This window comes from Sulfuricurvum sp., assembly GCF_023229695.1.
Classification (GTDB): Bacteria; Campylobacterota; Campylobacteria; order Campylobacterales; family Sulfurimonadaceae; genus Sulfuricurvum.
Map to the genome: position 1 here is coordinate 179,829 of NZ_JALNYS010000001.1, position 12,524 is coordinate 192,352.

A 12,524-nucleotide genomic window follows, 5' to 3' on the forward strand; every position below is an offset into this window, starting at 1 on the left:
GTCTTTTAAGGATTAAGGTAACTTAAATGTCCAAAAAACTTTTTATCGAAACGCTCGGGTGCGCAATGAATGTTCGTGACTCGGAGCACATGATTGCCGAATTGAATGCTCAGGAGGGGTATGAACTGACCGATGATGCGCGGGAAGCCGATCTAATCCTCATCAATACCTGCTCTGTCCGTGAAAAACCGGTCCATAAACTCTTTTCCGAACTGGGTGTATTCAATAAGCTTAAAAAAGAGGGGGCAAAAATCGGTGTTTCCGGATGTACCGCATCCCATCTTGGCAAAGAGATCATTAAGCGTGCCCCTTATGTCAATTTTGTTCTGGGTGCGCGGAATGTATCCAAAATCGGCGAGGTCCTTCACCGTGATAAAGCGGTGGAGGTGGAGATCGATTATGATGAATCCCAATTCGCGTTTAAGGATTTTCGCTCCAGCCCTTATAAGGCCTATATCAACATTTCTATCGGATGCGATAAACAATGTACGTTTTGCATTGTCCCCAAGACACGAGGGGATGAGATTTCCATCCCTGCCGATCTCATTGTCGCCGAGGCGCGTAAAGCGGCTCAGAATGGGGTAAAAGAGATTTTTTTATTGGGTCAAAACGTTAATAATTACGGTCGCCGTTTTTCGGGTAATCATGAGAAAATGAATTTTACCGAACTGCTGCGCCGGGTGAGTGCGGTGGAGGGGGTAGAGCGAATCCGGTTTACTTCGCCCCATCCTCTCCATATGGATGATGAATTTATCGAAGAGTTTGCCCGTAATCCGAAAATCTGCAAATCGATGCATATGCCGCTGCAAAGCGGATCGAGTGAGATTCTCAAAGCGATGAAGCGGGGATATACCAAAGAGTGGTTTTTAAATCGTGCGGCAAAATTGCGCGAACTGGTTCCGGACGTCAGTATCAGTACCGATATTATTGTCGCTTTTCCGGGTGAAAGCGATAAAGATTTCGAAGAGACGCTGGACGTGATGCGTGAGGTCCGTTTTGAACAGGTCTTTAGTTTTAAATACTCTCCGCGTCCCCTTACCGAAGCGGAAGGGTTTACCGATACGGTTGATTCTGAGGTAGGATCAGAGCGGTTGAGTAGGTTGCAGGCGTTTCAGGATACGATTCTCGATGAGATGAAAACAACCCTTCTGGGCAAAGAGGTTGAGGTCTATTTTGAAGAGCTTCGCAATGACGGTTATGTTGCCGGGCGGAGTGACAACAATGTAATGATCAAGGTTAAAGGGTGCGAAGAGTGGCTGGGAAAAATTGCAAAAGTCAAAATTACGGAGGTTTCCCGTCTCGTACAATACGGAGAAATTCTTGCGTAAAAAGATCCTTCGAACCATTGCCTTATGGATTGTCCCTTCCCTTGGGGCATTACTGATACGTTTTTTGTATCTGAGCAACAGCAAACGTTTCCATCTCCCCACCGTGATTCCTCAAGAACCCCTTATTTTTGCTTTCTGGCATTCTGATTTGTTGATGCAGCCTTATCTTTACTCCAAATTTCGTATTATTCCAAAAGTAAATGTACTGATTAGTGAACATTTTGATGGGCAAATCATCGCCGAAACCATGCATAAATTTAAACTGGGAACGATACGGGGCTCCACAACGCGCGGGGGTGCCAAAGTCCTCATTCAAGCCCTTAAGTCCCTTACGGAAGGATACGATATCGGTATTACCCCAGACGGTCCGAAAGGGCCGCGCTATGAGGTGAGTGAGGGAGTTGTGGTGATGGCACAAAAACGTCATGCAAAAGTGATTGTTTTTCATTGTCTTCCGTCGTCGTATTGGCAACTCTCAAGCTGGGATCGATTTGTTATTCCCAAACCGTTCGGGAGACTTGACTTTTACGCTTCCGAACCGATTAATCTGGAAGGGCTTGGGATCGATGAAGCCAAAGAGGTTGTCCGGAAAGCATTAATGATCCATGCCATCCCATGAGCGCAATTGCCTTGATGCGTAAAAAAGAGGAGTTTTTGAAATACCTTGACGGGTTTAAAGGGTACTCGGCACTGACGATTGCCAGTTACGACGAGTCGATTAATGAGATGCTGCAATGGGCTGAAATCGATCTTGATGCAAAAGAGATCAATCTTATGCCGCTACGCTTGCGTATCGCTTTGCAGAGTCCGAAAACGATTTCTAGAAAGTTGAGTGCGATTAGAAGTTTTATGAAATACCTTCAGCAGCATGATGAAACGATTGAATTAAAGGGGGACGAGAGTGTAAAAGTCCCCAAAACCCTCCCTAAGCCGATCGGACATGAACATATTCTTCATGCGCTGAAACATGCCGATCCGACGGCTGCTTTGGCCATTACCCTCCTTTATACTCTGGGACTTCGAATATCCGAGTTGACCCATTTGCGGGTAGACAATATCTCGGCAAGATGGTGCCGGGTTGTCGGGAAAGGGGCCAAAGAGCGTGATTTGCCCCTGTTGGAACCGGTTTATACGATGATCGGACACTATCATCAGAGATATCCGGTGCAGGAATTTGTTTTTGAGGAAAAAGGTAAAAAATTAAGCGAAAATAGTCTAAGATATACCATTACCAAGGCATTTAAAGAGGTGGGGTTAAAAGTGACTCCACACCAATTGCGGCATGCCTACGCGACGGAATTATTAAATAATCAAGCCAGGATTGCCGATGTTAGTGAATTACTCGGGCATGAAAGCATGGCGACTACACAGATTTATACCAAATTGGGAAACGCGCTGAAAATGGATCATTACCTTAAATCGCACCCGTTATGCGCAAGAGATACTACGTGTTAAAACAGTTTTATCAGAAAATCCACGTTGCTCTGATCCCCGAAGAGAAGGGGTGTGATGTAATCATTGTAGGGGTGAAAAACAAAAAGCTTTTGTACAAAGAGCATAGATACTTTGATGATCCGGAGCCTACTGCCGTATTGTTTGCCTACATTCGAAAATTTATCGAACGTTCTGCACTGTATTACATCTCAATCCTCAATCCGGATTCAAATCAGGGGGCAATTGAGGGGTGCTCGTTACTCGATGTCAATAAAGAAGGGGCCGTTTCGTTGTGCCGAAATCAAAAGTGGATGATCTACGCTTCGGTACGGGAGATTGAATTTCTGAAAAATCGGTATGATCGTGTAGGTCTGGATTTTATTTTTTCCCCTTTTTCGGTCATTGAACAATTTTTTGCCGACAAGATAGGGGGGGATTTCGCCCTTTATGCGTTGGCCCAAAAAGATTCGTTTTCGGTAGCGTTTTTTGAGAAAGGGAGACTCGAATTTGCCCATCATTACCCGATGAACCCTTCTCGAATGACGGAAGAAGTTCCTGTCTCTTTTGACATAGATATTATGCACGAGGAGGAAGAGCACGGGATCCGTCTTGACGATATAGAGAGTTTGGATGATTTGGACATTATTGATGATCTTGACGATTTAAGCGATATCGAGGATTTGGACGCACTTGAGGATATTGTCGAATTTAGTGAAGATATCCAGACCTCAGAGGAGCAGCCGGTCCATGAAGCGAACGGAAGAGAGATGAAAGAGCAGATGGACCGGTTTAACAAAGATTATCGCCGGTTCGAACTGATTCAGAAGACGTTATCGCAATTTTATGCCGGAGAGCACTGCCATAACCGTTTTGTTGAGAAGGTTTATATTGCCGATGCTTACGGTAGCGGTGCAGAGCTCAAACGCTTCCTGGAAGAGGAACTGTTTTTGAGCGTGATGATTCGGAAGATCGAGCTTGGCGATGTAGTGATCGCACTTTCTCAGATTGAGGAAGAGGGGCTATGAAACACAGTTTTATTGCTCCGCGTCCCAAACGCCTCATCGGTACGGAATTGCGGATGGTCCTTTTTTTCTTTGCCGTTACGATTATGATGTTGGTAGGGGCGTATCTGTTTTTATTTTATAAAACGTACGATTTCCATCGGGAACGGGCGTCGATTGCTCAGAAAACCGACGGATTGAAGCATGCTGCCCATCTTATTGAAGATCAAATCGTTCAGATTGATGCTAAAGCAAAAATAGCGGAACAGGTGACGACGGATAATACGGTGATGAAAGAGAGTATCCGTAACCTCTTTGATCTTGTTCCCGACAGCGTTACCCTCTCGCGTGCGCAATTGGATGAGAAATCTCTGATCTTGTATGGAATGACACCGAACAAAGATACGTACGAATACATGCTTCATGCACCGCTACGCTCAATATTCCACCGTACCTACACCAGCTTTTATCCGATTGAAAACGGTTGGTATCGTTTTGTTTCATCGAATTATCTGGATGATGAGAATGAAACAAAAGGGGTAGAATGAGCCGCCAAACCATTGTGATGATACTGCTTTCGTTGACCCTTTTGCTCGTTGTTCTCCTGTTCTCGTTTTTGCTACTCATTCCCAAAGGGAAAGAGTATCGAACCCTTAGGTTGGAGAGTAAAAAAGAGATGCAGTCTCTTGAACGTGCACAACGCGATTACAATCAGGCACGCGATAGGCTGGAAGAGTTGAAAGGGGCTAATCGCCATATCATTAGCGCATTTAGGACCCCTTTTAATGCGGAGCGTTTTACCAAACTGAACAAAAAAGAGTTTCAGGATCTTTATCTAACGGAAGTCACGGCACGTTCGGAGGATGGGATGTTTAAAGTCTATGAGGTGAATGCGACCTCCAAGATCACTTCTCCCCAAAGCTTTTACCATTTCTTGGAGAGCGTTAATAAAAGCGACTGGATTATCGGTGTCAATTTCCCGGTCTATTTCGAAAGAGACGGGGATAAGATCCGCTCCAGTTTCACGATGAAAGTACACAACAATCCAAAAACGGGTAAAAAAGAGAAAACTTAACGCATCCCCTTGGCTTTTTCATGAGCGAGACGGATCGCTTCCATGCACCCCTCACGTACCCCCGATTTTTCAAGAGCGCCGTAACCGGCTGCGGTTGTTCCGCCGGGACTCATGACATTGTCTTTAAGGAGTGCGGGATGGATAGTCTGAATCAGGCTGCCAAACCCTCCGAAAAGTCCTCGCATCAGCTCCATGGCATCGTCTCGTTTTAGCCCCTCCCGTACCGCACCGTCACATAAAGCTTCGGCTATGAGGGCAAGATAGGCAGGGCCGCTTCCGGCAAGGGAGGTGGCAATATCGAGTTCTTTTTCGCTGGATAGCCATAGTGTTTTACCGATAGCGCCAAAAAGGGCGATTGCCTCGGTACTGACGTTAATATCCCCGACCAGAGAGGTCATCGACATCCCTACTTCAGCGGCAAGATTCGGCATCGCACGAACCGTATGTTCTGCCGGTATGGCTTGAAGAGAGTTTAGGGTTGTCCCTGCCAGTACCGAATAAAGGACGCGGGCTCTCCCTTTTAGATAAGGGGTGATTTCAGGTAAGTTGTAGGGTTTGACGCATAAAAAAAGGGTTTTGCCCATGATGTCGGCATCCGAATAGAGGGTCTTTTTGATGGGCGAACCCAACGCATCTTCAAACCGTTTCAGAGCCATATCACTCCGCCCGATCACTTCAATCGGATGGGTCTCTACCAGCCCTTTCGCGAGGGCAAGCGCCATTTTTCCGTTACCGACGAAGGTGATTAGTTTAGTCATTCGTATTCACTGACAAATAGTTGCGGATAGGATCGGTAATGGAAAAATCGGCACGATTATCGATAATAATTTGGGCCATTGTCTGATTATCGGTATTGAAAATGAGAGGAGCGACAAAATTAATCGTGGAGTCTTCAATCGGTGTGTGGAGTATAAGTATATTGTAGATTAGAATATTACTTTCAGAGGTGATTTCCATCAATGCTTGCAGGGAACTGGGGATATCAAATGAGTATTCACGTAAGGCAAACGGGTTGACAAGGGTAAACGACGGACCTTCACCGATACTTTCAAGCCGCATAAAAATATCATCTATTTTTTGAAGTTCCATTTTGCTCACTGATTCGAAACCGAGCAGCGGAAGTTTTAAATCAAACTGCATAATTACCTCTCTTCTTAAGAATTAGCCAGATTTTAACACATCAATCTAAAAGTTTCAACGTCTTGTAGTCGTGTTTAATCTCTTTTTGGTAAAATAGCTCTAACTTTTGAACGTCAAAGGGATGAAATCGCTTTGACCGCACGTGCCGAAACGGCACGTATGGGTGTCTTTAGAAAAAGCAGAAATTAAAATAATGGAATTTGAATGATGATTCGATCATGGACGGTAGTCGCAGCGGTTATCCTTTTTTTTAGCGGGTGCGCTAAAGAGGTGGAAGAGTTTAACAAGCCTGCCGATTACTGGTACGATAAAATGGTGACTGCCGTTTCAAACGGAAGTCTCGAAAAGGGTGATAGCGCGTATAGTTCATTGCAAAGTGAACATGTCAGCTCACCGTTTTTGCCTGAGGCGACGATGATCATGGCGCAGGCACATATGGCACATGAAGAGTATTTGCTTGCCGAACATTTTTTAAATGAATATATCCGTCGCTATGCGACTCCCGAAGGTCGGGAATATGCCGAATTTTTGAAAATTAAATCCAAATTTCTGGCATTGCCGAATCCGGGGCGGGATCAGGGATTGATTGATGAGACCCTCAAAGGGGTTAATACGTTTAAAACGCTCTATCCCCGTTCGGCCTACATGCCGATCATCAACAGCATGGAAACACAATTGCACCTTGCAAAAGGGGTACTGAACGAACAGATTGCACAACTGTACGAACGTTTGGATAAACCTAAGGGGGCTGCCGCTTATCGTTCGATTGCCCCGGTAACATGGATCGATCCCAAAGAGATTGTTTCACCGGAAGTTCCATGGTATCGTGCGATCTTTGAGGGAGACGGCACCAGCAGCTGGTATGCCTTTATGATCCCTAAAACACGCAGTGTGGTATCGATGGATGATAATGCTACTTCGGACGTTTCAAAGGAATAATTTTCGAACGAGAAATGAAAGGTGTCGAACATTTTTGCATCATTTTGTTGATGCAAGCGGCATCCCAGCATCTCTCCGGTGCGTTAAAAAATGAGTTAAGAACTGACCTTACGCATCTTGTCTAAAGGGTAGTAATCTCCCGCATCCGAAAGATGCGGGTAGCTTCAGGGGGGTGCAGGGGACAATTTGTCCCCTGCCACTTTCCGGGCTCTGCCCGGAAAGTGTGTAACATCAGTTATGAAAGAACTTTAATCTATAAGGATTTGGATACATGCAACTTAGTAATTACAACTCTTTTCCTGCCGATTTGCCGGTTATTGCGGAAGATGAGCTTTTTTTATATCCGTTTATGATTTCACCGCTTTTTTTAAACGATGAGAAAAATATTGCGGCGGCTGCCGAAGCGATTGAGCACAACTCACTTGTCATAGTCTGCCCCGTCAAGCCTGAACATGAAGGGCAGCGTGAAGGGGATGCTGTTTATGATGCCGGCGTTATCGGTTCGATTATGCGAAAGGTTGTTTTGCCGGACGGGCGTATAAAAGTACTCTTTCAGGGACTAGCAAGAGGACGAATCCAGCATATGGTGCATGAGAATCCGTTACGGGCGCATGTCGATATTATTCAGTCCGATAGTGTGAATGCGCTAAAAATGGATGCGATTTTGGAAGTACTTCGTGAAAAAGTACGCACTTTATCGCAGGTAAGCAATTATTTTCCCCCCGATTTACTCCGTACCATTGAGGAGAATCACGAATACAACCGTATTGTGGATCTCATCTGTAGCTCGATTAAGATTAAAAAAGAGAATGCTTATACCCTTTTCATTGAGAAAGATCCCGAAAAACGGTTTTTGATGCTGATCGATGAACTGATCGAGGAGACCGAAGCGTCGAAGCTCCAAAAAGAGATCCGTTCCAAAGTGCATACCCGTATTGAGAAAGTGAATAAAGAGTACTTCCTCAAAGAGCAGCTCAAGCAGATTCAAAAAGAGCTCGGGACCGATACCCATCGGGACGAAGAGATCGAAGAGTTCCGTAAAAAACTGGATGCCAAAAAAGAGAAAATGCATCCCGATGCCTACAAAGAGATCAATAAGCAACTGGAGCGTTTTGCGCGGATGCATCCGGACAGTGCCGATGCGGGGATGATTCAGACCTATTTGGAATGGGTGTTGGATATTCCGTACGGGGAAGAGGCGAAAAAAGCTTTAAACGTGCACGATGTCGAGAATCAGCTTAACAAAGACCATTTCTCCCTTAAAAAACCGAAAGAACGGATATTGGAATATTTTTCGGTCAAAGAGCTCCTTGAACTCAGAGGGCATGCCGATAAAGAGGGGCGCGGAGCGATTCTTTGTTTTGCGGGCCCTCCGGGGGTCGGTAAAACGTCACTGGCGAATTCGATCGCTACGGCCCTTAAGCGTCCGTTGGTTCGGATCGCGCTGGGGGGACTCGAAGACGTCAATGAATTACGGGGACACCGCCGTACCTATATCGGCGCGATGCCCGGCCGAATTGTCCAAGGGGTAATCGAGGCCAAAAAAATGAATCCGGTCATTGTTCTCGACGAGATTGACAAAGTGGCAAAATCGAACCGGGGGGATCCGACTGCCGTTCTCCTTGAAATTTTGGATCCGGAACAAAATACCCACTTTAGGGATTATTATCTCAATTTTAATCTCGACCTCTCCAAAGCGATTTTTATCGCGACGGCAAACGATGTGGGGCAGATTCCCGGGCCGTTACGCGACCGGATGGAGTTTATCATGGTCAGCTCGTATACGCCGCAGGAGAAGTTCCAGATTGCCAAACAGTATCTGATCCCTCAGGAGCTGAAAAAACATGGATTAAAACCCTCCGAACTGGCGATCTCGAAAACGGCATTGGCCGATGTGATCGAGAAACACACCCGTGAAGCGGGTGTCCGTAATCTTCGCCGTCGTATTGCCGATATTGTCCGTAAAGCGGCGAAAAAGATACTGGAAGATTCGAAGACGCAAAAAGTAAACGTCAGTTTGAAAAATCTGAAAGAGTTTTTGGAAAAAACCGTTTTTGAGATTGAAAGAACCGATCACGTGGACCGTATAGGGGTAGTGAACGGTTTGGCATGGACATCCGTAGGGGGCGACGTATTGAAAATCGAAGCGATACGGATTAACGGCAAAGGCAATTTGCAGTTGACCGGAAGTTTGGGAGATGTGATGAAAGAATCGGCACGTATCGCCCTTTCCGTCGTTAAAACCCTTATCGACAGCGGAAAGATTGTCGTGGACCATGCGATTATCCCGACAACCGTGACGGAGCGCGAAAACAATACGGTACCTGAAGCGAGTGAAGTGTATAAGCGCTTCGATCTGCACATCCATGTACCTGACGGAGCTACTCCCAAAGACGGCCCGAGTGCGGGAATCGCGATGACGACGGTGATTGCCTCGATCCTTACCGATAAAAAAGTACGTGCCGATATTGCAATGACCGGGGAGGTCTCTTTGACCGGAAACGTTCTACCGATCGGCGGGCTTAAAGAGAAGCTGATTGCTGCACATCGTGCGGGGATGAAGCTGGCCCTGATACCGCAGAAAAACTATGAGCGTGATTTGAGCGATATCCCCGATGAGGTGAAAGCTTCTGTCGAGATTGTCGGCGTCAGTCGGATCGAAGAGGTGTTGGAGCGCCTTTTAATCGACGGATAATACTCATGGCTTCAGGGGCACCATAGAGGTACCCTCGAAGTTTTGAAGCAATCTTTAATCCTCGGCACTCTTCCCGAAACCCTTTGTCCATTACCACATTTTGCTCATACGGAGCGATAAACGTATACTCGCGTTCGATCGATACGACCGTATGACGCCCTATGATATGCTCTCCCCCTTTTTTCAGTCCCTCTTTATCATGTTGGCTGAGGAGATACCCTCTGTTTTTAAAAAAAGTGTCAATTCCATATACCAATGAACGGATATTCGAAGGATTTTTGGCATAGAAGAGTTCTTCCGAGGGGTTAAATTCCATTGCTTCTATCAGTGATTGGTTGTCCTCTTCGAGATAGCGAAAACTTCGACGGATGGCATCACGGTAGTCGCGCATCATCGGAGCGCTGTAGCGATGACGAAAAAAGTTTCGGGTATAACGCTCATCGGCATTGCTCTCATCGATGTGGTGAGAGATACGGCGCTCGCGCAGATACCCTTCGATTGATTCGCGATCCCATTCCAATAGAGGACGTAAAATCTCTATTTCGTCGCGTCGATCGTGTGAACGGATCCCCAATATTTCGGGCAGTCCGGAACCCCGGCAAAGCTGCATCATCAGCCACTCAAGCCGATCGTTGAGCTGATGGGCAGTGAGGAGATAGGTGTAGCGGTGTTTTTTCATCAGATAATCAAAAAATGTGTATCGCTCCTCACGGGCGCGGTGTTCGAAATTGGTTTCACCCAATCGGCATGAGTGGGTATAGCATGTAAGCCCATGATGTGCGGCAAGTGCCTTAGCACTTTGCTCTTCGGCGTCACTCGTGTCACGGGTGTGATAATTAACGTGGGCGATATCAAATGCGATGTGATTGTCTATGAGGAGATGGAAGAGGGCGCTCGAATCGACCCCGCCGGAGAAGGCGAGGAGAACTCTCCCCTCTTTTAAACGATCGAGATGGAGAAGATTAAGCATCGCCCGTAACGGTCGCCAGCGGCCGTTTTTCGGCAATCTCGGTGATGCGGGCGCGGTAGATTTTTCCGAAAGTGAGTTCACCTTCAATCTCACGGTCGTTGACATAGATCTCTCCGTCTACGTCCGGTGCCCAGAGTAGGGCACGTGCGCTAAGGAGGTATTCGTGTTCGTCGCTCATCCCGTCGATAACGATGGCAATTTCGTGACCAACCAGTTTCTGAAGGCTTGTTTCTTCAACGCTCGAAGCGATTTTTCCCAGTTTTTTAGCGCGGGCATTGATGATTTTTGGGGCGATTTTCTCTTCCATCGTGTAGGCGCTTGTCCCCTCTTCGTCGGAGTAGCTGAAGACATTGAGGCGATCAAATCCGAAACTGCCCGCGAACTCTGCCATCTCGTCAAACATGGCTTCGCTTTCCTGCGGATGACCGACGATAAAGCTGGTACGGATAAACGAGGAGGGCAATGCTTTCATTGCATTCAGCAGTTCCAGCGTTTTATCTTTACCGAATCCCCGTTTCATGATTTTCAACATTTCATCGTTGATGTGTTGGATCGGCATGTCAAAGTAGTTATGGAACACTTTTGAATCGCCGATTGTTTTAATCAGTTTCAGCGTTGTGGTCGAGGGGTAGAGATAGAGGATCCGGGCACTTTTGACGCCGTCGATTAGTTCGATCCGTTTGATGAGGTGGATAAGCCCGTCTTGGATATTTTGATCGCGTAGGTACGAACTCGAATCCTGGGAGACGAAGCTGAAATCGACATATCCTTTCGCGACAAGCCCTTCGACCTCTTTTGCGATACTCTCTAAATCGCGTGAGTGGAGTTTCCCTTTAAACGAAGGGATGGCGCAGAAACTGCATTGTTGATTGCACCCTTCGGAGAGTTTGATGTAGGCGTGATAGGTGGATCCCGTCACGACCCTCTCGGCACCGTCGATCAGATAGACTTCGGGGCTGAAACGGCTTTGTTTGGCGGCGAGGAGTTCGTCTATTTTGTCGTAATCGCCGACACCGGTAAAAATATCGACTTCGCTGAGCTCCTTGGAGAGTTCCTCTTTGTACCGTTCGGAGAGACAACCCGCCATGACGAGAACCGAATCTTTTTTGCGTCCGGCATCGAGACTCAGAACCGTGTTAAGCGACTCTTGTTTGGCCGCATCGATGAAACCGCAGGTGTTGACGATGATGACATCGGCCTCTTCGGACGTCTGGGTCATCTCGTAATTTTTGAGCCGCCCCAGCATCACTTCGGTGTCGACGAGATTTTTGGTACACCCGAGAGAGACAATGTGAAGTTTTTTGGACATAAAAAGCCTTGCATTAATTATTGTCTAATTATAGCCAATCATTTTTTGGCTACACTTTCATCATGCGTATAGTTCTGATATTTTTGGCATTGGTTCCATTTGCCCTCATGAGTGCGATTTTTCTGGACGGGTGGGAGATGGCGTGGTTCGAGTCGCTCCGCGTGAGTCTCGAAGCGGCATTCGGGTTTTCATTTCCCCATCCGTCGCACCGTCTCTATTACCTCTCCAAACTGGCGGGGCTCAGTTCTCTGTGGCTATTTGTTGCGGCATTCTGGATTACCCCTTTGCGTACCTTTGTCCGGTTTGATTTTGTTCCGTTCAAGAAACTGCTAGGAGGGTTTGCGGTGGGGTATGCATTTTTGCATCTGGGGCTCTTTTTCGCATCCCACGGTTTTTCACCCGCGCTTTTGAGCCGGTTGTCGGTTACCCATCCATTTTTGATAGCGGGGATGGCGGCATTGGTCGTTTTGGCGTTAGCTCCGTGGATCAAGGCATGGTACCGTCTGATCTATCTGGGGATTGTTCTGATCATCATTCATCTTTTGACGGGATATCGGGTGCTGGGTTTGGAACACATTCTCGCCATTTCATTGCTGACAACGGCGCTGGCGCTTCGGCTGGTAAAGCGTTGAG

The 12,524-nt window shown here is 46.8% G+C and carries 13 protein-coding genes; 9 read left to right on the top strand and 4 right to left on the bottom strand.

Features of this window, described 5'->3' with window-relative positions:
• Positions 1-26 precede the first annotated feature (26 nt).
• From miaB to M0P91_RS01000, 6 genes are read left to right on the top strand one after another with little or no spacing between them, the layout of a single operon-like run.
• The gene (miaB, locus tag M0P91_RS00975) at positions 27-1,328 is read left to right on the top strand and encodes a tRNA (N6-isopentenyl adenosine(37)-C2)-methylthiotransferase MiaB (protein WP_295063193.1); all 1,302 of its coding nucleotides are present in this window, start codon (positions 27-29) and stop codon (positions 1,326-1,328) included.
• Positions 1,321-1,947, top strand: coding sequence for a lysophospholipid acyltransferase family protein (locus M0P91_RS00980; protein ID WP_295063196.1), 627 nt, complete (start codon positions 1,321-1,323; stop codon positions 1,945-1,947). Before miaB ends, M0P91_RS00980 begins: the two co-directional genes overlap by 8 nt.
• A complete protein-coding gene (locus tag M0P91_RS00985; RefSeq protein ID WP_295063199.1) occupies positions 1,944-2,783 on the top strand; it encodes a tyrosine-type recombinase/integrase in 840 nt (279 codons plus the stop codon). Before M0P91_RS00980 ends, M0P91_RS00985 begins: the two co-directional genes overlap by 4 nt.
• Positions 2,759-3,787 carry a hypothetical protein gene (locus tag M0P91_RS00990; RefSeq protein WP_295063202.1) on the top strand — a complete coding sequence of 343 codons (1,029 nt, stop codon included), beginning with the start codon at positions 2,759-2,761 and terminating at the stop codon, positions 3,785-3,787. The genes M0P91_RS00985 and M0P91_RS00990 overlap by 25 nt, the downstream gene beginning before the upstream one ends.
• Positions 3,784-4,311, top strand: coding sequence for a hypothetical protein (locus M0P91_RS00995; protein WP_295063205.1), 528 nt, complete (start codon positions 3,784-3,786; stop codon positions 4,309-4,311). Before M0P91_RS00990 ends, M0P91_RS00995 begins: the two co-directional genes overlap by 4 nt.
• Positions 4,308-4,838, top strand: coding sequence for a hypothetical protein (locus M0P91_RS01000; RefSeq protein WP_295063208.1), 531 nt, complete (start codon positions 4,308-4,310; stop codon positions 4,836-4,838). Before M0P91_RS00995 ends, M0P91_RS01000 begins: the two co-directional genes overlap by 4 nt.
• On the opposite strand, the gene M0P91_RS01005 is transcribed toward M0P91_RS01000, so the two are convergent.
• Complete coding sequence (locus M0P91_RS01005; protein ID WP_295063211.1) at positions 4,835-5,596, bottom strand: pyrroline-5-carboxylate reductase; 762 nt, start codon at positions 5,594-5,596, stop codon at positions 4,835-4,837. The two genes, M0P91_RS01000 and M0P91_RS01005, sit on opposite strands and share 4 nt — an antisense overlap.
• Entirely contained in the window at positions 5,589-5,978 is a 390-nt protein-coding gene (gene fliW, locus M0P91_RS01010; RefSeq protein ID WP_295063214.1) for a flagellar assembly protein FliW, read from the bottom strand. Before fliW ends, M0P91_RS01005 begins: the two co-directional genes overlap by 8 nt.
• 204 nt (positions 5,979-6,182) lie before the next feature.
• Here fliW and bamD point away from each other — a divergent pair, with 204 nt between their 5' ends.
• Together bamD and lon are read left to right on the top strand one after the other, a co-directional pair.
• Complete coding sequence (gene bamD, locus M0P91_RS01015) at positions 6,183-6,917, top strand: outer membrane protein assembly factor BamD (RefSeq protein WP_295063217.1); 735 nt, start codon at positions 6,183-6,185, stop codon at positions 6,915-6,917.
• A 271-nt stretch (positions 6,918-7,188) separates the two neighbouring features.
• Positions 7,189-9,612 carry an endopeptidase La gene (gene lon / locus M0P91_RS01020; RefSeq protein ID WP_295063220.1) on the top strand — a complete coding sequence of 808 codons (2,424 nt, stop codon included), beginning with the start codon at positions 7,189-7,191 and terminating at the stop codon, positions 9,610-9,612.
• Here the strand turns inward: lon and tilS are convergent.
• Together tilS and rimO are read right to left on the bottom strand one after the other, a co-directional pair.
• Positions 9,566-10,582, bottom strand: coding sequence for a tRNA lysidine(34) synthetase TilS (gene tilS / locus M0P91_RS01025; RefSeq protein ID WP_295063223.1), 1,017 nt, complete (start codon positions 10,580-10,582; stop codon positions 9,566-9,568). The two genes, lon and tilS, sit on opposite strands and share 47 nt — an antisense overlap.
• Positions 10,575-11,891 (bottom strand): 30S ribosomal protein S12 methylthiotransferase RimO, encoded by a 1,317-nt coding sequence (gene rimO / locus M0P91_RS01030; RefSeq protein WP_295063226.1) that lies wholly within the window; start codon positions 11,889-11,891, stop codon positions 10,575-10,577. Before rimO ends, tilS begins: the two co-directional genes overlap by 8 nt.
• Positions 11,892-11,953: 62 nt before the next feature.
• Between rimO and M0P91_RS01035 the strand changes: the two genes are divergently transcribed.
• Complete coding sequence (locus M0P91_RS01035; RefSeq protein WP_295063229.1) at positions 11,954-12,523, top strand: hypothetical protein; 570 nt, start codon at positions 11,954-11,956, stop codon at positions 12,521-12,523.
• Position 12,524 lies beyond the last annotated feature (1 nt).

What these genes read in the sequence shown, in the direction of transcription:
- miaB (WP_295063193.1), top strand. Translation starts at nt 27, where the DNA reads ATGTCCAAAAAACTTTTTATCGAAACGCTCGGGTGCGCAATGAATGTT.
- M0P91_RS00985 (WP_295063199.1), top strand. Translation starts at nt 1,944, where the DNA reads ATGAGCGCAATTGCCTTGATGCGTAAAAAAGAGGAGTTTTTGAAATAC.
- M0P91_RS00990 (WP_295063202.1), top strand. Translation starts at nt 2,759, where the DNA reads ATGCGCAAGAGATACTACGTGTTAAAACAGTTTTATCAGAAAATCCAC.
- M0P91_RS00995 (WP_295063205.1), top strand. Translation starts at nt 3,784, where the DNA reads ATGAAACACAGTTTTATTGCTCCGCGTCCCAAACGCCTCATCGGTACG.
- M0P91_RS01000 (WP_295063208.1), top strand. Translation starts at nt 4,308, where the DNA reads ATGAGCCGCCAAACCATTGTGATGATACTGCTTTCGTTGACCCTTTTG.
- M0P91_RS01005 (WP_295063211.1), bottom strand. Translation starts at nt 5,596, where the DNA reads ATGACTAAACTAATCACCTTCGTCGGTAACGGAAAAATGGCGCTTGCC.
- fliW (WP_295063214.1), bottom strand. Translation starts at nt 5,978, where the DNA reads ATGCAGTTTGATTTAAAACTTCCGCTGCTCGGTTTCGAATCAGTGAGC.
- bamD (WP_295063217.1), top strand. Translation starts at nt 6,183, where the DNA reads ATGATGATTCGATCATGGACGGTAGTCGCAGCGGTTATCCTTTTTTTT.
- lon (WP_295063220.1), top strand. Translation starts at nt 7,189, where the DNA reads ATGCAACTTAGTAATTACAACTCTTTTCCTGCCGATTTGCCGGTTATT.
- tilS (WP_295063223.1), bottom strand. Translation starts at nt 10,582, where the DNA reads ATGCTTAATCTTCTCCATCTCGATCGTTTAAAAGAGGGGAGAGTTCTC.
- rimO (WP_295063226.1), bottom strand. Translation starts at nt 11,891, where the DNA reads ATGTCCAAAAAACTTCACATTGTCTCTCTCGGGTGTACCAAAAATCTC.
- M0P91_RS01035 (WP_295063229.1), top strand. Translation starts at nt 11,954, where the DNA reads ATGCGTATAGTTCTGATATTTTTGGCATTGGTTCCATTTGCCCTCATG.